The 20,467-nt window shown below is 44.1% G+C and carries 20 protein-coding genes and 2 pseudogenes; 16 read left to right on the top strand and 6 right to left on the bottom strand.

The features are described 5' to 3' along the window. Positions 1-198 precede the first annotated feature (198 nt). The 4 genes and pseudogenes from OCV70_RS05180 to OCV70_RS05165 form a co-directional block, all read right to left on the bottom strand. Positions 199-360: a hypothetical protein gene (locus OCV70_RS05180; protein WP_021925824.1), complete on the bottom strand. Its 162-nt coding sequence runs from the start codon at positions 358-360 to the stop codon at positions 199-201. Between the two features lie 149 nt (positions 361-509). Continuing rightward, positions 510-992: pseudogene (locus OCV70_RS05175) on the bottom strand (major tail protein); the annotation flags it as partial. A gap of 43 nt (positions 993-1,035) precedes the next feature. Beyond that, positions 1,036-1,825 (bottom strand): annotated as a pseudogene (locus OCV70_RS19635) (terminase large subunit domain-containing protein); the annotation flags it as partial. A gap of 97 nt (positions 1,826-1,922) precedes the next feature. Next, positions 1,923-2,402 carry a phage terminase small subunit P27 family gene (locus OCV70_RS05165; protein WP_021925828.1) on the bottom strand — a complete coding sequence of 160 codons (480 nt, stop codon included), beginning with the start codon at positions 2,400-2,402 and terminating at the stop codon, positions 1,923-1,925. A gap of 352 nt (positions 2,403-2,754) precedes the next feature. Here OCV70_RS05165 and OCV70_RS05160 point away from each other — a divergent pair, with 352 nt between their 5' ends. The 3 genes from OCV70_RS05160 (at position 2,755) to lepB (ending at position 4,723) form a co-directional block, all read left to right on the top strand. After that, the gene (locus OCV70_RS05160) at positions 2,755-3,093 is read left to right on the top strand and encodes a PBECR4 domain-containing protein (protein ID WP_262579332.1); all 339 of its coding nucleotides are present in this window, start codon (positions 2,755-2,757) and stop codon (positions 3,091-3,093) included. 72 nt (positions 3,094-3,165) lie between these two features. Beyond that, complete coding sequence (locus tag OCV70_RS05155) at positions 3,166-4,104, top strand: IS982 family transposase (RefSeq protein ID WP_262579331.1); 939 nt, start codon at positions 3,166-3,168, stop codon at positions 4,102-4,104. A 91-nt stretch (positions 4,105-4,195) separates the two neighbouring features. After that, positions 4,196-4,723 (top strand): signal peptidase I, encoded by a 528-nt coding sequence (gene lepB / locus OCV70_RS05150; protein ID WP_330385677.1) that lies wholly within the window; start codon positions 4,196-4,198, stop codon positions 4,721-4,723. On the opposite strand, the gene OCV70_RS20100 is transcribed toward lepB, so the two are convergent. Continuing rightward, the gene (locus OCV70_RS20100; protein ID WP_416795302.1) at positions 4,707-4,772 is read right to left on the bottom strand and encodes a DUF6783 domain-containing protein; all 66 of its coding nucleotides are present in this window, start codon (positions 4,770-4,772) and stop codon (positions 4,707-4,709) included. The two genes, lepB and OCV70_RS20100, sit on opposite strands and share 17 nt — an antisense overlap. Between OCV70_RS20100 and OCV70_RS19630 the strand changes: the two genes are divergently transcribed. From OCV70_RS19630 to OCV70_RS05130, 5 genes are all read left to right on the top strand, one after another. Next, the gene (locus OCV70_RS19630) at positions 4,743-4,901 is read left to right on the top strand and encodes a DUF6783 domain-containing protein (protein ID WP_317259446.1); all 159 of its coding nucleotides are present in this window, start codon (positions 4,743-4,745) and stop codon (positions 4,899-4,901) included. The genes OCV70_RS20100 and OCV70_RS19630 overlap by 30 nt on opposite strands. A gap of 246 nt (positions 4,902-5,147) precedes the next feature. Next, on the top strand, positions 5,148-7,037 hold the full coding sequence (asnB, locus tag OCV70_RS05145) for an asparagine synthase (glutamine-hydrolyzing) (protein WP_173765108.1): 1,890 nt from the start codon (positions 5,148-5,150) through the stop codon (positions 7,035-7,037). A gap of 221 nt (positions 7,038-7,258) precedes the next feature. Continuing rightward, complete coding sequence (locus tag OCV70_RS05140; RefSeq protein WP_021926330.1) at positions 7,259-7,957, top strand: ABC transporter ATP-binding protein; 699 nt, start codon at positions 7,259-7,261, stop codon at positions 7,955-7,957. 11 nt (positions 7,958-7,968) lie between these two features. Continuing rightward, positions 7,969-10,302 carry an ABC transporter permease gene (locus OCV70_RS05135; protein WP_262579329.1) on the top strand — a complete coding sequence of 778 codons (2,334 nt, stop codon included), beginning with the start codon at positions 7,969-7,971 and terminating at the stop codon, positions 10,300-10,302. A gap of 232 nt (positions 10,303-10,534) precedes the next feature. Then, positions 10,535-11,707: an NAD(P)-dependent malic enzyme gene (locus tag OCV70_RS05130; protein WP_021926332.1), complete on the top strand. Its 1,173-nt coding sequence runs from the start codon at positions 10,535-10,537 to the stop codon at positions 11,705-11,707. Between the two features lie 210 nt (positions 11,708-11,917). Here the strand turns inward: OCV70_RS05130 and OCV70_RS05125 are convergent, their stop codons facing one another. After that, positions 11,918-12,811: an LD-carboxypeptidase gene (locus tag OCV70_RS05125; protein ID WP_262579328.1), complete on the bottom strand. Its 894-nt coding sequence runs from the start codon at positions 12,809-12,811 to the stop codon at positions 11,918-11,920. Between the two features lie 334 nt (positions 12,812-13,145). Between OCV70_RS05125 and OCV70_RS05120 the strand changes: the two genes are divergently transcribed. The 8 genes from OCV70_RS05120 (at position 13,146) to OCV70_RS05085 (ending at position 20,458) form a co-directional block, all read left to right on the top strand. Beyond that, the gene (locus OCV70_RS05120) at positions 13,146-13,358 is read left to right on the top strand and encodes a FeoA family protein (RefSeq protein ID WP_021926334.1); all 213 of its coding nucleotides are present in this window, start codon (positions 13,146-13,148) and stop codon (positions 13,356-13,358) included. 26 nt (positions 13,359-13,384) lie between these two features. Continuing rightward, positions 13,385-13,606, top strand: coding sequence for a FeoA family protein (locus OCV70_RS05115; RefSeq protein WP_021926335.1), 222 nt, complete (start codon positions 13,385-13,387; stop codon positions 13,604-13,606). A 179-nt stretch (positions 13,607-13,785) separates the two neighbouring features. Beyond that, on the top strand, positions 13,786-15,939 hold the full coding sequence (gene feoB, locus OCV70_RS05110) for a ferrous iron transport protein B (RefSeq protein WP_117853087.1): 2,154 nt from the start codon (positions 13,786-13,788) through the stop codon (positions 15,937-15,939). Between the two features lie 152 nt (positions 15,940-16,091). Next, the gene (locus tag OCV70_RS05105) at positions 16,092-16,565 is read left to right on the top strand and encodes a Fur family transcriptional regulator (protein ID WP_021926337.1); all 474 of its coding nucleotides are present in this window, start codon (positions 16,092-16,094) and stop codon (positions 16,563-16,565) included. Positions 16,566-16,665: 100 nt separating this feature from the next. Beyond that, positions 16,666-17,073 (top strand): metal-dependent transcriptional regulator, encoded by a 408-nt coding sequence (locus OCV70_RS05100; RefSeq protein WP_021926338.1) that lies wholly within the window; start codon positions 16,666-16,668, stop codon positions 17,071-17,073. Positions 17,074-17,314: 241 nt separating this feature from the next. Further along, complete coding sequence (locus OCV70_RS05095; RefSeq protein ID WP_021926339.1) at positions 17,315-17,638, top strand: DUF6110 family protein; 324 nt, start codon at positions 17,315-17,317, stop codon at positions 17,636-17,638. An 80-nt stretch (positions 17,639-17,718) separates the two neighbouring features. After that, positions 17,719-19,803, top strand: coding sequence for a heavy metal translocating P-type ATPase (locus tag OCV70_RS05090; RefSeq protein WP_117853089.1), 2,085 nt, complete (start codon positions 17,719-17,721; stop codon positions 19,801-19,803). A gap of 367 nt (positions 19,804-20,170) precedes the next feature. Further along, entirely contained in the window at positions 20,171-20,458 is a 288-nt protein-coding gene (locus tag OCV70_RS05085) for a DUF2325 domain-containing protein (protein ID WP_021926341.1), read from the top strand. The last annotated feature ends 9 nt before the right edge of the window (positions 20,459-20,467 follow it).

The following is a 20,467-nucleotide window of genomic DNA, read 5'->3' as shown; positions in this document are numbered from 1 at the left end:
TGTCAGAATTAAAAGTCCATATAGAGTTGACGCGCTTTGTTCAACCAGAAAAAATCGAAATTGATGCAAACGAAAGGGCAGTTAATGAAAAATCTCAATACTGCTTTTTCGTTTGCACCACCTTCGATTCTTTCCTTAACGATTTTGATAAACCCATTATACCCTTTCTGAATCATCCTGTCACCACATTTCATCAGATCAGAACCTGTCGAAATCCTCCTGTGTGGCAACCTGTCTCCATCCTTTATACTCATCGTTCTTGCTCTCCACAAACATATCATTCACCATCCCGATAGTCAGCAGATCCCGGATGGAAATTCCCAGCTGCACACACCGGAGAAGAAACAGGGGAGTTGTCATTTCACGGTCTGTTGCATGAAGTTTTTTTTAGCCTCCACATCCGTCCTGATGTTCATTCCCCACAGCTCGATCAGCTTCGGCAGAACCTGGTAAATACTGAATGTATTAAACTCATCCAGCCATTCCTCCGGATTATCCGGAATAGACGGATCCGCAGCCGACAGATACACCGACTTGTACCAGTCTGCATAAACAGTTGCATCCGTAGTATTCCCAGTCTTCGCCTTCACCTTTCCATCCGACAATGGTGTAGCCTTGATAGTCAGTGTTTCTGTCTGCACTTCCTTTTTCTCCTCGTTGGTCTTGCCCTCGATCTTCGGACGGGAAGCTGAACAGTTATACATCACGTGGCGGATATGGCGCACATCCCCGTCGAACTCAAAAAGCAGGGCAAACAGTGCCAGTTCTGCATCCGAGTTTTCAATCAGAACGCCCTTGGCATCCAGCTTTTCTCTCAGCACATCCGTCCTGAAACTCTCCGGAATCAGTGCAAGCTCCAGATCCCCGTCATAGCCCATATTGTTGTTGATCACATAATACGCAATACCATCCGCATAAAAATTCTCTGGCTCCCCGTTGGCATCCAGGGACAGTGACACGGATCCCGGAAGCGGCACCGGTGCTGCATAGGTTCATACGAAGCCATTTAAACGTTATCTCATATGCCGGATTCTATTTTGCTTCCCGATAAGCATCACGAAGTCTCTCAATATCCACCGTACATCCAAGGGAAGGATTTACCTTGTACCAGTTTGCTTCATCTTCCCAGTCCTCATCATCCTTAAGACCATATACCACAGGATAAAAGGTTGGATCTACACGCCGTCCTTCCAGAATATCTACTGCTTTGGTATGCAGTTCAAACGCAATCGAATGCCTGTCATTTCCAGCAGTCGTAATAATAAAGTGCAATGGATTCTGCCGAGCATCTGAACTGTATTTTGTGAGTACGTCATATAGCTGTCGATTCGGCTGTGTATGAATTTCATCGAACACAAGTCCCGAAATCGAAAAACCATGCTTACTTCCAACCTCTGCTGAAAGCACCTGATAAAAACCAGCATTTCCGTAATTAACAATTCGCTTTGTAGCTGACATCAGCTTGCTTCTCTTCATCAGTGCCGGCGACATCTCAACCATCTGTCTTGCAACATCAAAAACAATGGATGCCTGCTGCACCATAAACTTCCGCAGATGGTTCATTATCTGCATAAAGTAAATAAAGAGCGATGGCAGCTGCCAATTCACTCTTTCCAACCTTTTTACAGATTTCTACAAAAGCTGTACGGAATTGCCTGTTACCATCAGGCTTGACAATCCCGAATATATCTCTTATTAGCTGCTCCTGCCAGGGCAACAGCCAGAATCTCTTACCTGCCCATTTGCCTTTTGTGTGGCATAAATTCTCAATAAAAGCAACTGCCCTGTCTGCCTTTGCCTTATCGTAATGAGAAGTCGGAAGCATAAATCTTGTCGGCTGATAATTTTTCAGCTTTGGATAGTCTTTTGGTCTTGTTTCACGCGCCATCTCCCATCATACCTCCTTGATTTTTGCCAACTGTCTATCCAAACACACCACTATCCCCAAGTAATGCCTCCATCTCATCCTCTGTTTCTTTCACTTTACCATTACCGGCAACAATCCTGCTACGCGAAGATGGCGTGAGCCCAAACTCTGATGCCGCCTGCAACATCAACTTCTGATTCGTATTTGCAATTCCAACCCAAGGTGTCTGCTGCTGATATCCTTTATCCGTTTCAAATGTCGAGCCGCCAGAAGTAATATGCTCCTGAGCTTCCCTCCATCTTGCATATGACTGACAATATGCAGCAAACGCCGCCATATCAACTTCAGTAAGAACACCCATCTGATTCATCAACTTCGCCAAGCGTTCCCATTTCTTCTTTGCTTCCGGCATTAACCAATCAGGACAAGCAGGCATTCCTTTTGCTGGGACTAGCTCTTTCGTATTCAATTTTCTCTTACCTGGATTACCTTCCAGCTTCTTCACAGCTGTAGGCTTTGGCTTTCTTCCCGCCATCGGAATTCCTCCTTTCTCAAGTTCCAATATTTTTTATTGTCAAAACCATTATTTCTACATATAATAATTAAAAACACGAAGCAAATATGAAGCAAATAGTGTTCCTCAAAAACTCGTTTTCTGTTGACTACGAGTATTTTTGTGGTACAATGAAGCTAGAGGATAGCGGCGTTGACCAGCTATCGTGGTGTTGAAGCAGTTGACTGTGTCGGCATGCAGCCGGTTGTGGAGCCTGACCTTGGGTTATGCGATAACCTCAAACCGAATAGGTTCTTCGGAACTGAATGAAAACGCTTTTTAAGGGCCTTGCATTGGCAGGGTCCTTTATTTTTTGCAAAGGACAAGGTATAATATGGATCTATTACAACAGTCTGCACAAGCCTGGAAAGAAATAACTAAATATAGATATTTGTTTACATATGGCTATAAGAAACAGCTGTATCCAATTAATCTTACCTTTTCTCTGGAAGATTATCCGCATTTAGCTGGCTTCCAGTATATGAAAGATATCTCACTTCCCAATTATTCTTCTGCCAAAATTGCTGATAGAATTCTTGAGGGTAAAATACTATTTGAAAAAGTTCAAAAAGCAGCCCAGTACGAGGAGATGATAAAACCTCGACTTGAAGCTTTAGTTCACTTGAAAGAATCCCTTGATAACAAATTTAATTTAACTTGTTGTGCTAGATAAAATAAATATAAAGAAACTTCAACAAAATGTGCTATCCTATTTGTAGGGAATACAATGAAAGGAGGCATCATTATGTTGAAGTTCCAAGATAATAATACCACTGTTATTGCAACTTTTGAAGACTTTATTTTGACCACTTACGTTATTATTGACGAATTGTATCATCAGTTTGCACCTCCAGAAGTTACCAGACGACGGCATATCCTGAATGCAAAATTATCTGACTCAGAAATCATTACCATCAGTCTCTGTGGAGAATTGGCAGGCGTTGATTCTGAGAATGCATGGTTTTCTTTTGTGAAACGAAACTACAGGCATCTTTTTCCGCAGCTTTGCAGCAGAAGTCGTTTTAACAGAACGAGACGCGCCCTGATGCAGACAACAGAATTGTTACGACAAAAAATGATTTCGGTATTCCCAATTCCAGTCAGTTCCTATTACATCATCGACAGTTTTCCACTTGCAGTCTGTAAATTTGGGCGTGCACGATATTGTAAAGCATTTCGTGGCCATGGTGCTGATTATGGAAAATGTCCTTCCAAAAAAGAAACTTATTACGGATATAAAGTGCATGCTTTAATCACATTGGAGGGATACATTGCATCATTTGAGATTACACCGGCATCTACAGATGATCGCGAAGGATTACGTGATCTGGCGGCTCATTGGTCTAATATTACAATCTTAGCGGATAAAGGCTACATTGGAAAAAACATGGGACAGGAAATGCAGGAAAAGAATATCTGTCTTTTTGCTCTGAAACGTTCCAACAGTAAGGAAAACTGGCCAAAATCCGTACGTCAGTTAATATTCAAACTGAGAAGACGGGTAGAAACCGTATTCTCTCAATTGAGTGGTCAGTTAAATGCAGAAAGAGTGTTAGCCAAAAGCTTTCAGGGGTTATGTACCCGTTTGGTTAATAAAGTACTGGCATACAATCTCTGTATTGCATTGAACAGCATTTTCGGTGAAACCTGTGAAATTGGAAAAATCAAGAAATTGATATTTTAAAAATTTTATTCTTTCAATAACTACAGGGATTCTTTGCGGTTTCACAGGTTTTCACATAATTTATTTGAAGTAGCACAATAGGTTAAGTTATGTGAAATTGATTGTCATAGTAGTGGCGATTACTCTGGTTATCAATAATGTTGTTCTGATTAACGCGAAAATCCCTTCGCCCTCCATGGAAAACACACTTATGGTCAAAGACCGTCTCTTTGGCTTCCGCCTGGCGTACGGAATTAACCTGAATCTGTTCGGCTATGAAATTTCCGAAAAGTTCAAGGATCCTGACCGGTTCGATATTGTAATATTCAAATCTCCGGATGACGAAAGCCGTCTCTTTATCAAGCGGGTAATCGGGCTTCCTGGAGAAACTGTGGAAATTAAAGATGGAAAGGTCTATATAAACGACTCCAGTACTCCATTGGACGATTCCTTTATTCCAGAGAAGATGACGGGAAATTACGGCCCATACAAGGTCCCGGAAAACTGTTATTTTATGCTTGGCGATAATCGGAATAATTCCAACGACTCCCGTTTCTGGAAAAATAAATTCGTCCGCTTCGACCAGCTTGTGGGAAAAGCTGTGGTGAGATATTATCCATCCATCAAGTGGCTGGGCTAGCTACGACAACCGAATTCGGGTGAAATCTCCCGCAAAGTGGGGCGTGCAGATTGCAGGAATGATTTTTCAAACACGCTCTAGATCTAAAATTATTTCTATAATCTGCATGCCTTATGTTACAGAAGGATTTTCCAAATGTCGTATAAAATGCCGCACCCAGAAAAGTGCGGCATTTTAAGATGTACCGGCAAGACCATCAGGCAGGGAAAACTTATAATACATAATCAAAATGATTCTATGCTACAATAATCAAAACTTTAATTCTAAAGGAAACTGCCGTTTAAGCGGCAATACCATAATGATAAGTTCATTTTAGGACACGTTCTGTGTCATCTGCATTCTCAAGGGGAAGAGGAAGCGTAAAGGGAAAAGAAAAATATATAGCTGTTTGCAGTTGGTGCAGCGGCAAAATACGGAGGAAGACATGTGTGGTATCTGTGGATTTACAGGTCGCAGGCAGGATCAGAAAGCAGTCATTGAGAAGATGATGAAATCCATTGAACATAGGGGCCCGGACAGCGAAGGCTCTTTTTGTGGTGGAGAAATTACCCTGGGATTCAGACGACTTAGCATTATAGATTTGGAAGACGGGCAGCAGCCCATGGAAAGCGCAGACGGCAGTCTGCATATTGTATTTAACGGAGAAATTTATGATTATCAGGAATTGCGCGAGGAATTAGAGACTGCTGGGATTACATTTCGCACCCATTCCGACACGGAGGTTCTGGTCAATACCCTTCAGCAGTACGGGGAAAAAGCCCTGGACAAGCTGCGGGGAATGTTTGGATTTGCGGTGTGGAATGAAAAAGAGCAGACTTTGATGCTTGCCCGGGACTTCTTTGGGATTAAGCCTGTGTATTATGCCCAGATTGGGGAACATTTTGTATTTGCGTCTGAGATTAAGAGTATTCTTGCTTTTCCAGGCTATAAGAGGGAAGTGAATCAGCTGGCGCTGGAGCAGTATCTGTCTTTTCAGTATTCTCCTCTGGAAGAGACCTTTTTCAAAGGGATTTACAAGCTGATGCCAGGCCATATTCTGCTCTATAAAGATGGAAAATATAAAATTAAAACATATTTTCAGCCAAGGCTTACGCCGGGAGTATGTCCTAATCTGCAGCCCCTTCAGAAACAGCTGTCAGACGTTCTGGAAGATTCCGTGAAGCATCACATGCTCAGTGATGTGGAAGTTGGTGCCTTTCTCTCTGGCGGCGTGGACTCTGGCTATCTGTCTGCCGCTTCAGGTGCAGACCAGGCTTTTACCGTAGGATTTGATGAAGGAAACCGCTACAACGAAGTCAGCAAGGCAGCAGAAGTTGCCAAGAAAGCCGGGCTGAAGCATCATGTAAAGATCATCTCCAAGCAGGAATTCTGGGATTCCCTTCCGGATGTAATGTATCACATGGATGAACCATTGGGAGACGCTTCCGCAATCGCCCTGTATTTTCTGTCCAGGGAAGCTGCCAAGCATGTGAAAGTAGTGCTCTCCGGTGAGGGAGCCGATGAGCTTTTCGGCGGCTACAATATCTATCGGGAACCAGAGTCTTTGAAAGCAGTATCCTGGATTCCATTCCAGGTTAGAAAGGCAATAGGCAGGCTGGCGGCGAAGCTTCCCGATGTCAAAGGTCGTGATTTCCTGATTCGTGCAGGAATGAAAGTAGAAGAGCGTTTCATCGGAAACGCCTATATTTTCCGGGAGAAAGAGAAAAAACAGATTCTAAAAAATGGCATTACCGGGCCATCCACCCAGGAATTTTTACGCCCGTTTTATGAAGAGATAGAAGATTCAGACATTACTGGAACACCAGAAACGACTGGAACCAAAACAAAAAAATCATCTCGTAGACATCCTTTACAGGATATGGAGAAAATGCAGTCCATCGACCTGAACTACTGGCTTCCCGGCGACATCCTCCAGAAAGCCGACAAGATGAGTATGGCTCATTCCCTGGAAGTGCGGGTGCCGTTCCTTGATAAGGAAGTCTTTGATCTGGCAGCCGGCCTTCCCAAAGACGCCAAGATTGCAGGTGGCACTACCAAATATATTTTCCGCAAAGCCGTATCCGGTTACATCCCCGAGGACACTGACGGCAGAAAAAAGCTGGGCTTTCCCATTCCCATCCGCGTATGGCTGCGGCAGGATGACTGGTACCAGATGGTGATGGAAATGTTCACATCCCGGGAAGCCGGGCAGTTTTTCCATACCGAGAAACTGGCAGAGCTTCTGAAAGACCACAAAGAAGGAAAAAAAGACAACAGCCGCAAGATCTGGACCGTCCTGGCTTTCCTGATCTGGTATCATCGCTTTTTCGTGTAGGCATCAAGTCAGGGTCAAAGATTTTTTGACTCTGATTTCTTATATATCGAAAATATAAACCCAACAGTCATTTTTACCAAAATCTTTCCCGAAATCCCCGAAACTCATTATATTGAGAATTATTCTCACCTTCCCACCTTTCCTTTTTCAGACAAAAGAAGTATGATAAGAACAAGTTAGCATGAACTAACAAAAGAGCAATCTGTCTGGGAGGAAGAGTTATGTTTCTTGAAATTAAAGGATTAAAGAAAGGATTCGGATCTGGCGACAGCAGGACAGAAGTACTGCGGGGAATTGATTTTTCCGTGGAAAAAGGAGAATTCTGCGTCCTTCTGGGACCATCCGGTTCCGGAAAATCCACACTTTTGAATATTATCGGCGGAATTGATGAGCCGGACGAGGGCTACATTTCCATAAACGGGGAAAAAACAGGGGATATGAAAGAAAAGGCCCTGACCCTTTACCGCAGGAAGCATCTTGGCTACGTGTTCCAGATGTACAATCTGATCCCAAATTTAAATGTCAAAGAAAACATTGAAGTAGGCGCATATCTGAGCAATAAGGCGCTGGATATTGACGAGCTTCTTCATACGTTGGGACTATACGAGCACAGGCATAAGCTGCCAAATCAGCTTTCCGGCGGACAGCAGCAGAGAACTGCCATCGGCCGTGCCATTGTAAAAAATCCGGATATTCTTCTGTGTGATGAGCCAACAGGTGCCCTGGATTACAACACTTCCAAGGAAATTCTGAAGCTGATCGAGCAGGTAAACCAGAAATATGGAAATACAATCATCATGGTTACCCACAATGACGCCATCAAAAATATGGCAGACCGTGTGGTAAAGCTTCGCGACGGCCAGATCCGCAGAAACTATCTCAATGAGTCAAAAGTCTCAGCAGACGATCTTGACTGGTAAGGCGGTGCACTATGAGAAATCCATTGTGGAAACGTCTTCCAAGAGAGCTAAAAAGTGATTTTGGAAAATACATTGTAATCTTTCTGTTTATGACTTTGACCATCGGATTTGTATCCGGTTTTCTGGTTGCAGATGACAGTATGCTTGCAGCCTATGATGAGAGCTTTGAGAAATACAACATTGAGCATGGCAATTTTACCCTGTCCTCAGAAGCCAGCGAAAGCACAATAAAGAAAATTGAGGAAAAAGGAGATGTCCGTCTCTGTAAAAATTTTTACAGAGACGAGTCGGTGGATACGGATCTGGATGGAACGGAAAACGGAACCATCCGAATTTACCAGGACCGTACGGATATGGACCTTGTATGCCTGATGAAAGGGAAAATGCCCCAGGCAAAGAATGAGATTGCCATTGACCGTATGTATGCGGACAACAACAGCCTGACCGTAGGAGACAAGATCAAAGTTGGAGGTGAAGAACTGTCCATTACAGGACTGATAGCGTTATCCGACTACAGTTGTTTATTTTCCAACAACAGCGACATGATGTTCGATGCAGTAAAATTCGGCGTTGCCATTATGACAGAAGAGGGGGCTGACCAGTTCGGCACTACCCATCTGGAATACCGCTATTCCTGGCAGTACGCCAATGAGCCCAAGGATGACATCGAAGCCAAAAACATGTCCGAGGATTTCATTGATATTCTTGTAAAATACGCGAAGGTAACAGAAGTAATTCCGGGCTATGCGAACCAGGCCATTCATTTCACCGGGGATGATATGGGCAGCGATAAGGCGATGATGGAGGTTTTGCTTTATATTCTTATTGTGATCATTGCCTTTGTATTTGCGGTTACCATTAACAACACCATTGCAAAAGAGGCCTCTGTCATCGGAACCCTGCGTGCATCCGGCTATTCCAGAGGGGAACTGCTTCGCCATTATATTTCCCTGCCAATCATCGTGACTGTGATTGCGGCGCTGCTTGGAAATGTGCTGGGATATACTGTTTTTAAGGGCATGTGTGCCGCTATGTATTACGGAAGCTACAGCCTTCCAACCTACGAGACCCGCTGGAATGCAGATGCATTTATTCTTACTACGGTGATTCCCGTAGTGCTGATGCTGGTGATCAATCTGCTTCTGATTTCCAGAAAGCTTCAGCTGTCACCCCTAAAATTCCTGCGTCATGATCTTAGCACTTCCCGCAGGAAAAAAGCAGTGCGTCTGCCTAATTTTAAATTTTTCAGCCGTTTTCGCCTGCGCATTATCCTGCAGAACAAATCCAGTTACCTGACCTTGTTTGTGGGAATCTTTTTTGCTAATGTACTGCTGCTGTTCGGAATGATGATGAAGCCTCTTTTGGATCATTATCAGGAAGAAACTGTGGCGAATATGCTCGCGCCTTATCAGTATATTCTCAACGTACCGGAAGAGCCGGATGAGGATGAGAAATTTACTTTGATGGGAATGATCGAGAAGCTGTTGACTCCGTCCTTAAAAACCAATGAAGAATCCGCAGAAAAACTCTGCCTGGAATCTGTGAAAAACGTTGTGCCGGGAAAAGATGGAGAGACCATCACCGTTTATGGAATTGAAGATGACAGTGATTATGTAAGCACAGAACTGCCCACCGACGGCGTGCTGATTTCCGATGGCTATTCTGAGAAATATAAGGTAAAAAGCGGCGACACCATTTTACTGAAGGAGTCCTACGGAAACGCGGAATATGAATTAACTGTCCGGGGCATTTACCAGTATCCTGGTGCACTGGCTGTGTTCATGCCGGTTGATTCCTTCCGGAAGACATTTGGGAAAAGCGAAGATTACTTTAACGGATATTTTTCCCAGGAAAAGATCACGGATCTGGATGAGGATCTGATTGCAGCGACCATCACAGAAGATGATCTTACCAAAATCAGCCGTCAGCTGGATGTTTCCATGGGCGAGATGTTCCAGCTAATCAATGTTTTTTCTGTGATTCTGTTTGCATTGTTGATTTACCTGCTGACCAAGCTGATTATTGAGAAGAACGCAACGGCGATTTCCATGGTAAAAATTCTAGGCTATCAGAATCGGGAAATCATGAGGCTGTATCTGACTTCTACCACGTGGGTAGTGGTTATTAGTATTTTACTTAGTCTGGTGCTATCCACCTGGACCATACATGGAATTTACAGTTATCTGATGTCCTCCTTCTCCGGCTGGCTGACCCTGTATCTGGAACCGAAGGTTTACCCGGAAATGTTTGCCATGGGCATGGGCGCATATATATTGGTAGCGGTGCTTCAGTTTAGAAGAATCCGGAAGATTCCGATGGATGTAGCGCTGAAGAATGTGGAATAAGGAAAACAAAATAGAATATTGAGGGATTTCAGGCCGGACTCTTGATCTGACAGGAGCCCGGTTTGATTTATTTATTGAGAGATTTATTCACAATTTCATGTTGTGATTTTGGTCTGTTTCGTATATACTTTCCCTTGTAGCCCAAAGTGGATATTTTGTATCCGACAGGGGCATGCTGAATATGATCATTCAGCATGCCCGCCACAGTTTTTCAAGAAGAGGAGATACGAACATGGATTACGCAAAAGAATCCTTAAAAATGCACTATGAGTTAAAAGGTAAAATTGAAGTGGTATCAAGAGCAAAGGTTGATTCCAAGGATGCATTAAGCCTTGCCTACACCCCTGGTGTTGCCCAGCCTTGCCTTGAGATTCAGAAAGATATTAATAAAAGCTATGAGCTTACCAGACGCTGGAATACTGTTGCAGTTGTGACAGACGGTACTGCAGTTCTGGGACTTGGCGATATCGGTCCGGAGGCTGGCATGCCGGTTATGGAAGGAAAATGCGTTCTGTTTAAAGAGTTCGGTGATGTAGATGCCATTCCGCTTTGCGTGCGCAGCAAGGATGTAGATGAGATCGTGCAGACCGTCCGCCTGCTGGCAGGAAGCTTCGGCGGTGTGAATCTGGAGGACATTTCCGCACCAAGATGCTTTGAAATTGAGAAAAAGCTGAAAGAATGCTGCGATATCCCGATCTTCCATGATGATCAGCATGGAACAGCCGTTATCACTCTTGCCGGTGTGATCAATGCACTGAAAGTAGTTGGAAAGAAGATTGAAGATATTAAGATCGTTACTTCCGGTGCAGGTGCTGCTGGTATTGCGATTATTAAGCTTCTGATTTCCATGGGACTTAAGAATGTCATTATGACAGACCGCCAGGGTGCTATTTATGAGGGACGTGAAGGTCTGAACCTGATCAAGGAAGAGATGGCAAAGATCACCAATGCCAATCATGAAAAGGGAACCTTAAGCGAAGTAATCAAAGGCGCAGATGTATTTATCGGTGTTTCCGCACCGGGAACCCTTACTCCGGATATGGTGCGCACCATGGCAAAAGACCCGATCATCTTTGCATGCGCGAACCCTACTCCTGAGATCTTCCCGGAGGAGGCTAAGGCAGCAGGTGCAGCCGTTGTATCCACCGGCCGCTCTGACTATCCAAACCAGGTAAACAACGTTCTGTGCTTCCCTGGAATCTTCCGCGGTGCATTAGATGTCCGCGCTTCCGACATTAACGATGAGATGAAGATCGCCGCAGCTTACGCCATCGCAGGTCTTGTAAGCGATGAAGAGCTGTGCGCCGACTATATCCTCCCGGCTGCCTTCGACTCCCGCGTTAAAGAGGCTGTTGCCAAAGCAACTGCAGAAGCCGCAATCAAGAGCGGTGTGGCAAGAATCTAAAGTATAAATTTTAAAGTAAAAACTTACCAGTAACCAGTGATTTTGCAAGGCATATTCGTGAGCAGGTCATTTCAGGAGCGCTCTTAACGGAAACGAGATCCACTGCCTACGAAGACTTAACATCGAAGGCTCTCCTGAGATGTTTAGTCGTAGTTGGCAGTTAGCTCGGTGGAGTGTTGCGACGACCTGCGATGAATATGCCTTGTGAAATCACGTACGGGTAATGGTATTATAAATCCTCTTATTCGCTTCCGCCGAATAAAGCTTCAAATGATGCCCAATCCGAATCGCCTTGGAATCCGTTCCATGTCCAATAAATTTGGTTTGCGCGATCGGCGTCCTTTTTTCTGCAAATTTCAGCACCAGTTCTGCCATATCCGGCTTGCATTCACTGGCCTCCATCTTCGTAAATGTCCCCAGCAAAATCCCGTTTACTTTTTTAAAAACTCCCATCTGACTAAGCTGGCTTAAGTAAGTCACCATCTGGGGAACCCCGCCGCCATAGGACTCCAGCAGCAGAATTTTCTCACGCATATCCGGCCAGAAAGGCGTTCCTGCAAGCTTCAAAAGACAGCGGATATTCCCGCCCACAACCATGCCTTCCATATGCGTTCCCCGGACAAACTCACAGGGAAAATCATAAAGGGCAGAGCTTCCGCCAAGCACAGTCTCCAGAAAATCCGTAATCTGCTCCTGGCTGTGCTCATAAGTCAGATTTCGTACCTGATAAAGTACGGAAAATTTACCCGTGCGTGCATAAATAGCATTCAAAACAGTAGTCAGATCACTGTATCCCCAGAAATGCTTTTTCCCATAGGCAATGGTCTGGAAATCCAGATAAGGCAGAATCTCATTGGCCAGATCCCCGCCGGACACATCGAAAATTTCCTCCACAGAATCATCCCTGTAAAAATTCATTAACGCCTGGGCACGCTCCCTGGCAGTTCCGACCATCCCATTTTCATCCCCATACAGATAAGGGCTAAGCTCCGGCACAAACCCTGATTTCTCCAGAATCTGAACCAGCAGATCAACCGTTTCGGCCTGCTTTTGGTCAAGTCCGTTAGAGCAACAGACAATCCCAACTTTACTTCCCTGCTTCATAAAAAAGAATCCTTTCTGCAATCAAAATACATGTAATTTTTCACAGATTTTACCATTAAAAACTGTGCACTAAGCATAAAAACACACTCAGTCACAAATTTTTAGTTATTTCTTTATATTATAAACAAATATTTCCCATAATTCTACCATGTTCCCCAATGTTTCCGAAACAATTACAAAAATTCTGGGCAGAATCAACGAATTTTCAATGGAAAAAAATGAGAAAAAAGTGCAAATAAATTATTGACAGCTTATATAAATTAGAATATACTAATCAACGTAAGTGAAACATAATAATAAATAGGTGTTTCTAAAGCACAAAAGGAAGGATGATATGATGCCGTTATCAATGGTAAACGAAGGAGAGCCGCAGGTGATCAAAAAAGTCGGCGGAAAAGAAGAAACCCGTAAATTTCTTGAGAATCTTGGATTTGTACAGGGGGCTACTGTAACTGTCGTCAGCGAGATTGGCGGTAACATGATCGTGAATGTGAAGGATTCCCGAGTTGCCATTGGCAAAGATATGGCGAATCGGATCATGGTCTGAAATCCAGAAAAAAGGAGTCTAGTATTATGAAAACATTAAGGCAAGTTGGCGTAGGCCAGACTGTCAAAGTGAAAAGACTGCACGGCGAGGGCCCGGTAAAGAGACGTATCATGGACATGGGAATCACCAAAGGTGTAGAGATCTATGTACGTAAGGTTGCACCGCTCGGCGATCCTATCGAGGTAACCGTAAGAGATTACGAGCTGTCTCTGAGAAAAGTCGATGCAGAAATGATCGAGGTAGAATAAGCATCGGTCATTTTTTTACCTGATCGGTTAGCGAGTCCTAATAAATAGGCGATGACGCTAACAAATGAAAGCTGATTGAAACAATCAGCAGTGGCGGTTAATGGATAAGAAGCATCCAGACAGATGATCCGCCGGACAATTGAAGAAAGAAAATCTGGAAAGAAAGAGGAGGCATGAAAATGTCGATTAAGATTGCACTTGCAGGTAACCCTAACTGCGGCAAGACCACATTATTCAATGCACTGACCGGCTCTAACCAGTTCGTTGGTAACTGGCCCGGTGTAACAGTAGAGAAAAAAGAAGGTAAACTGAAAGGCCACAAAGATGTAACAATCATGGACCTTCCTGGAATCTATTCCCTTTCTCCATATACTCTGGAGGAGGTTGTAGCCAGAAATTACCTCATTAATGAGATGCCAGATGCGATCATCAACATCGTAGATGGTACAAACCTTGAGCGTAACCTGTATCTGTCCACACAGATCATGGAGCTTGGTATTCCGGTTGTTATGGCCATCAACATGATGGACCTGGTTCAGAAATCCGGAAACAAAATACATATTGATAAATTAAGCAAAAAGCTTGGCTGCGAAGTAGTTGAGATTTCCGCTCTTAAGGGAACCGGAATCATGAAAGCTGCTGAGAAAGCAATCAGCGCAGCACAGAGCAAAAAGAAAACCGTTCCGGTTCACGAGTTCGCACAGGATGTTGAGGACGCAATCAAATCTGTTGAGGACAAACTGACAGGAACTGTTGCAGACGCTCAGAAACGTTTCTTTGCAATCAAACTCATCGAGAAAGATGACAAGATCGTAGAGCAGATGAAGAGTGTTCCAGATGTATCCTACGAAGTAAAAGCTCTGGAAGACAAATTTGATGATGATACAGAGAGTATTATCACAAACGAGCGTTATGTATACATCTCCTCCATTATCGGACAGTGCTATACAAAATCTTCTACAGGAAAGAAACTTACAACTTCTGATAAGATCGACAGAATCGTAACCAACAGATGGTTAGCTCTTCCGATTTTCGCAGTTGTAATGTGGATTGTTTATTATGTATCTGTAAGTACAGTTGGTGGTTTCGTAACAGACTGGACAAACGATGTACTGTTCGGTGAGATCATTCCTCCGGCAATCGAGTCCGCTCTGGAAGCTGTACACTGCGCTGCATGGCTGCAGGGACTGATCCTTGACGGTATTGTTGCCGGTGTTGGTGCTGTACTTGGTTTCGTACCGCAGATGTTAGTTCTGTTCCTGTTCCTTGCATTCCTTGAGTCCTGCGGATACATGGCTCGTGTTGCATTTATCATGGACAGAATCTTCCGTAAATTCGGTCTTTCCGGAAAATCCTTCATCCCAATGCTGATCGGTTCTGGATGCGGTGTTCCTGGAGTTATGGCTTCCCGTACAATCGAGAACGACCGTGACCGTAAAATGACAATCATGACCACAACATTTGTTCCTTGTGGTGCTAAGCTCCCGATCATCGCTATGATCGCTGGTGCATTCTTTGACAACAGTGGATGGGTATCCACAAGTGCTTACTTTGTTGGTATCGCAGCAATCATCTGCTCCGGTATCATCCTGAAGAAAACAAAAATGTTTGCTGGCGAGCCGGCACCATTCGTTATGGAGCTTCCGGCATATCACTGGCCGACAGTTGGAAACGTATTAAGAAGCGTTTGGGAGAGAGCATGGTCCTTCATCAAGAAAGCTGGTACCATCATTCTTCTTTCCACCATCGTTCTTTGGTTCCTTATGGGATTCGGTTGGGAAGGCGGTTCCTTCGGAATGGTAGAAGAGCTGAACAACAGTATTCTTGCTAAGATCGGTTCTGCTATCGCATGGATCTTCACTCCACTTGGATGGACAAACGCCGGCGAAGGATGGAAGATGGCAGTTGCTGCTGTTTCCGGTCTTATCGCAAAAGAGAACGTCGTTGCTACATTCGGTATGCTCTTCGGATTTGCTGAGGTTGCAGAGGATGGAGCAGAGATCTGGGGAAATCTTGCAGCAGTTATGACTCCTGTTGCTGCTTATGGATTCCTTGTATTCAACCTTCTGTGTGCTCCTTGCTTCGCAGCTATGGGTGCGATCAAGAGAGAGATGAACAACGCTAAATGGTTCTGGTTCGCAATCGGATATCAGTGCGGTCTTGCTTATGTAGTTGCACTTTGCATCTATCAGATTGGTACACTGCTTACAGGCGGCGGATTTGGACTGGGAACAGTTGTAGCATTTGTTCTGGTTGCAGCATTCCTGTACCTGCTCTTCAGACCATACAAAGAGAGCAACAGCTTAAAAGTAAATACAAAAAGTATTGCTTAAGCAAAAGGTCTTGTAAAAATATTTCAGCCTGTATCCTTTAAAGATACAGGCTGGAATTTTTATATAAGGAGAAATGGAAAATCGTATTTCTTTTTATATAAGAATTCCAGAATAACAAACAATCAAAAGTTCAGAAAAAGGATGGCGATAAAATGATGGAAAAAGCAGTAGGAGAAAAAGCATATCAGAACAATGAAGCATATGAGCGCACACAGATGCAAAAAGATATGATCATAGAACGATTGCGCGAGCAGGGCTGCCGGATTACCAGACAGCGCCAGCTGATCCTGGACATTATTCTGGCAGAAGAATGCTCCTGCTGTAAGGAGATTTATTACAAGGTGCAGGAAAAGGATAAGAACATTGGTCCTGCAACCATTTACCGCATGGTAAATATGCTGGAGCGTATTGGCGCGATCAGCCGCAAAAATATGTACCGGATATCCGGCTGCGAAGCCTGCTGTCAGGCAAATGGCTGCACAGTAAGGCTGAGTGATGATACAGTCTGTAAGTTACCTTCTGAAGTCTGGAAACAGGTAGTAAAGGCGGGACTTAAAAATATGGGCTATATCGGAGATCAGGATATTGAAAGTATTGAGATGACAATGTCGAATTGCCAGGTATAAAGCTGTCTGCAATGAAACGGACAGGCAAATGCCGACTAGGGATCGGGATACGTCAGTATTGTGAGCCGAGGCCCAAAAGAAAGGCGGAGGTGGAGCAATCATGTGGTGTATGAAAAAAGAGGGAATGAAGGAGTCCAGGGAGGATTATCTGGAAACAATTCTGGTGCTGAACCGGAAATCACCGGACGATGTCAGACCTGTGGATGTGGCAAATCATCTGGGAATCACCAAGCCCAGCGTGACAAGGGCCATGACAGAGCTGGAAAAGGAGGGGCATATCAGAAGAAACGAAAAAGGACGTCTGCTTCTTACGGAGTCAGGCCGTGAAATTGCAGAAAAGGTGTATGAAAAGCATTGCGTGATCACACAGCTTTTTTCCAGATGTGCCAATGTATCTGAGGAAACCGCGGAGTCTGATGCCTGCAAAGTAGAGCACGTGATCAGCGAGGAAACCTTTCAGGGAATTAAGAGTTATCTGAACGCCATGCCGAAAAGCGTCGAAAATTAGGGTATGGTTGAAAGATGCTTTTTATAAGATGCGCAGACGATTACAAGCGAGGGTTTAATTATACAATATAGACAAAGTGCACAAAGGTAACAAACGTTAGTTGTATAAAACATGGAAAATAATTGAGAAAGTTTTTCAACAAACAAAAAACCACTGGAAATTGAAAAAAAACTGATATATAATACGAGAAATCGAAAACAAGTAGATAAAAATAAATGTTCTTAAGAGGAGGAATTTAATCATGGCAAGTTTTAAATGGGACAAAACAGGACTTTTTGCAGCAGGTGTTTTATTCGGAACTGCTGGTATCAAGCTCCTTTCCAGCAAAGATGCAAAGAAAGTTTACACAGAGTGCACAGCTGCTGTTTTAAGAGCAAAGGACTGCGTAATGAAGACGGTTACAACTGTTCAGGAGAATGCAGGTGACATCTATGCAGATGCACAGCAGATCAACGAGGACAGAAAGGCAGCAGAGGAGCCATTCGAGGATGAGGCTTCCGAGGGCGAGACTGAGTTCAAGGAGACTGAAGACGAGGCACAGACAACAGAGGAAGCTGCTGAGTAATTTGTCTATCAAACAGATGCATACCGGGGACTGCCGTATTTTTACGACAGTCCTCTTGCTTTGAAAAGTAGGTGAACATATTGAAATTTACGATTAAACATGAGAAGAAAGGACGTATCAGGGTCCATCTTTTTCAGAAATATATGAATTACAATCAGGCAGACACCCTTCAGTATTATCTGGAGAATCTGTCCGGTGTAAAGAAAGCACAGGTATTTAACCGTACCTGTGACGCATTGATTTATTATACAGGAGACAGAAATGAGCTTTTGAAATCCATTCAGGCATTTGGATACACAAGAGTTTCTGTTCCGGTACAGGTTCTGGAGAATTCCGGAAGAGCATTAAATGAGACATACAAGGAGAAACTGGTAGATAAGATTCTTTTCCATTATGGAAGAAAGCTTCTTCTGCCGTATCCATGGTCTGCAATTTACACCACTGCAATGTCAGTGAAATACATCTGGCTTGGAATTAAGACCCTCTGGAAACGGAAAATCGAAGTTCCGGTACTGGATGCAACAGCCATTGGCGTATCCATTTTCCGCGGCGACTTCTCCACTGCAGGTTCTGTTATGTTCCTGCTTGGAATCGGCGAACTGCTTGAGGAGTGGACACACAAGAAATCTGTGGATGACCTTGCACGCACTATGTCCCTGAATACAGGCAAGGTATGGCTGCGCAGCGAAGGCACAGAGGTTCTTGTGGACGCAGACAAGATCCAGACTGGCGACATGGTTGTGGTACATATGGGAAATGTGATCCCATTTGATGGTGTGATCGCAGAAGGCGAGGCAATGGTCAATCAGGCCTCTCTCACTGGCGAATCCGTTCCGGTAAGAAAAGTGGAAGGAAATTCCGTATACGCAGGTACTGTAGTAGAAGAGGGCGAAGCTGTCCTTACTGTAAAAGCAGTAGGCGGAGCAAGCCGTTATGAGAAGATTGCAGCGATGATCGAAGATACTGAGAAGCTGAAATCCGGTCTTGAGAGCAAGGCAGAGCACCTGGCAGACAGACTGGTTCCGTACACACTTGGCGGCACTGCTTTAACTTATCTTCTTACTAGAAATGTAACCAAGGCAGTTTCCGTACTGATGGTTGACTTTTCCTGTGCACTGAAGCTGGCGATGCCGGTTTCCGTACTTTCCGCGATCCGCGAGGCCGGAGAATATAAGATCACTGTTAAGGGCGGTAAGTTCCTGGAGGCAATCGCTGACGCAGATACCATCGTATTTGACAAGACTGGTACTCTTACAAAGGCAGAGCCTACTGTAGCGAAGGTGGTTTCATTTGATGGAAAGAGCGAGGATGAGCTTCTTCGAATTGCAGCCTGCCTGGAGGAACATTTCCCTCACTCTATGGCAAAAGCTGTTGTAGATGCGGCGAAAGAGAGAAAGCTGGACCATGAGGAAATGCACTCCAAAGTAGAATATATTGTAGCGCATGGTATTTCTACAACCATCGAGGGCAAGAAGGTCATTATCGGAAGCTCCCACTTTGTATTTGAAGATGAGAAGTGCACCATTCCGGAAGGCATGGAAGAGCAGTTTAAGAATCTGCCAAATGAGTATTCCCATCTGTATCTTGCAATTGAAGGCAGTCTTGCTGCAGTCATCTGCATCGAGGATCCTCTTCGTGAGGAAGCACCGGCTGTGGTAAAAGCACTGAAAAAAGCCGGCTTTACCAAGGTTGTTATGATGACCGGAGACAGTGAGCGTACAGCCAAAGCTGTTGCTGCAAAAGTTGGCGTTGACGAGTATTATTCTGAGGTTCTTCCTGAGGATAAGGCAAGCTTTGTAGAAAAAGAGAAGGCAAAAGGCCGTAAGGTTGTGATGCTTGGTGATGGAATCAACGATTCTCCTGCACTTTCCGCAGCTGATGCAGGTATTGCGGTAAGCGAAGGTGCTGAAATTGCAAGAGAAATCGCAGATATTACCATCGGTGCAGACAACCTGGAAGGCATCGTAGTTCTGAAGAATATCAGTGATGCACTGATGAAGCGTATTCATAATAACTACAGAACTATCGTAGGATTTAACACAGGTCTGATTCTGCTTGGCGTTGCCGGAATCCTGCAGCCGACTACATCCGCACTGCTTCACAATACCTCTACACTGCTGATCGGTATGAACAGCATGAAGAATCTGGTGACAGAAGACATCTGATCTTTTTGCAGGATGTCGCTCAACTGGTTTAGTTAGGACCTATTAGAGAGTTAATGAGACTATTTTTCATTAGCTCTCTTTTTTTATTTTGCTGCTTGACAGCAGTAAAGGATTAGGTTAAACTAACATCATGAAAGTTAGCACTTGCTAACTAAAGCGTATAAACCTGAAACCCGCAGGATATCCTGTGGCGAATACATGAGTGTAACCGTAAAATATAGAGATAGAAGTGAAAACTTCTAATTTTTTTAAGAAAGGGTTAGAATAAGCTAACGAAAATAAGAGATAAGAAACATAAAGGGAATAAGAATCCTGTAATTGGAAATGCTTATCATAAATGCTTAAAAACCCGGAAAGGACAGTTCACATGAGTATTGTAATTATTGGCGGCAACGAGAGAATGGTGTGTCAGTACACGGATATCTGCAAAGATTATGGCTATAAAGCAAAAGTTTTTCCAAAGGAGAACGGCGCAATCCGCAAGAAGATTGGATGTCCGGATCTGATGGTGCTTTTTACCAACACCGTGTCTCATAAAATGGTCATCAGTGCTTCCCAGGAAGCTAAGAAAAATAACATCCCGGTAGCACGTGTTCATACCAGCAGCGCAAGTGCTTTAAAATGCGCTCTTGATGAGCACTGTGTAATGGCATAAGGAGGCCGT

It is taken from the genome of Blautia acetigignens (genome assembly GCF_025566865.1).
Taxonomy (GTDB): domain Bacteria; phylum Bacillota; class Clostridia; order Lachnospirales; family Lachnospiraceae; genus Blautia_A; species Blautia_A acetigignens.
Note: the sequence above shows the minus strand (reverse complement) of the source record. Positions and strands in the feature narration are given on the sequence as shown.

Coding starts and splice junctions, on each gene's coding strand:
- OCV70_RS05180 (WP_021925824.1), bottom strand. CDS start 360: ATGACAACTCCCCTGTTTCTTCTCCGGTGTGTGCAGCTGGGAATTTCC.
- OCV70_RS05165 (WP_021925828.1), bottom strand. CDS start 2,402: ATGGCGGGAAGAAAGCCAAAGCCTACAGCTGTGAAGAAGCTGGAAGGT.
- OCV70_RS05160 (WP_262579332.1), top strand. CDS start 2,755: ATGGATCTATTACAACAGTCTGCACAAGCCTGGAAAGAAATAACTAAA.
- OCV70_RS05155 (WP_262579331.1), top strand. CDS start 3,166: ATGTTGAAGTTCCAAGATAATAATACCACTGTTATTGCAACTTTTGAA.
- asnB (WP_173765108.1), top strand. CDS start 5,148: ATGTGTGGTATCTGTGGATTTACAGGTCGCAGGCAGGATCAGAAAGCA.
- OCV70_RS05140 (WP_021926330.1), top strand. CDS start 7,259: ATGTTTCTTGAAATTAAAGGATTAAAGAAAGGATTCGGATCTGGCGAC.
- OCV70_RS05135 (WP_262579329.1), top strand. CDS start 7,969: ATGAGAAATCCATTGTGGAAACGTCTTCCAAGAGAGCTAAAAAGTGAT.
- OCV70_RS05130 (WP_021926332.1), top strand. CDS start 10,535: ATGGATTACGCAAAAGAATCCTTAAAAATGCACTATGAGTTAAAAGGT.
- OCV70_RS05125 (WP_262579328.1), bottom strand. CDS start 12,811: ATGAAGCAGGGAAGTAAAGTTGGGATTGTCTGTTGCTCTAACGGACTT.
- OCV70_RS05120 (WP_021926334.1), top strand. CDS start 13,146: ATGATGCCGTTATCAATGGTAAACGAAGGAGAGCCGCAGGTGATCAAA.
- OCV70_RS05115 (WP_021926335.1), top strand. CDS start 13,385: ATGAAAACATTAAGGCAAGTTGGCGTAGGCCAGACTGTCAAAGTGAAA.
- feoB (WP_117853087.1), top strand. CDS start 13,786: ATGTCGATTAAGATTGCACTTGCAGGTAACCCTAACTGCGGCAAGACC.
- OCV70_RS05105 (WP_021926337.1), top strand. CDS start 16,092: ATGATGGAAAAAGCAGTAGGAGAAAAAGCATATCAGAACAATGAAGCA.
- OCV70_RS05100 (WP_021926338.1), top strand. CDS start 16,666: ATGTGGTGTATGAAAAAAGAGGGAATGAAGGAGTCCAGGGAGGATTAT.
- OCV70_RS05095 (WP_021926339.1), top strand. CDS start 17,315: ATGGCAAGTTTTAAATGGGACAAAACAGGACTTTTTGCAGCAGGTGTT.
- OCV70_RS05085 (WP_021926341.1), top strand. CDS start 20,171: ATGAGTATTGTAATTATTGGCGGCAACGAGAGAATGGTGTGTCAGTAC.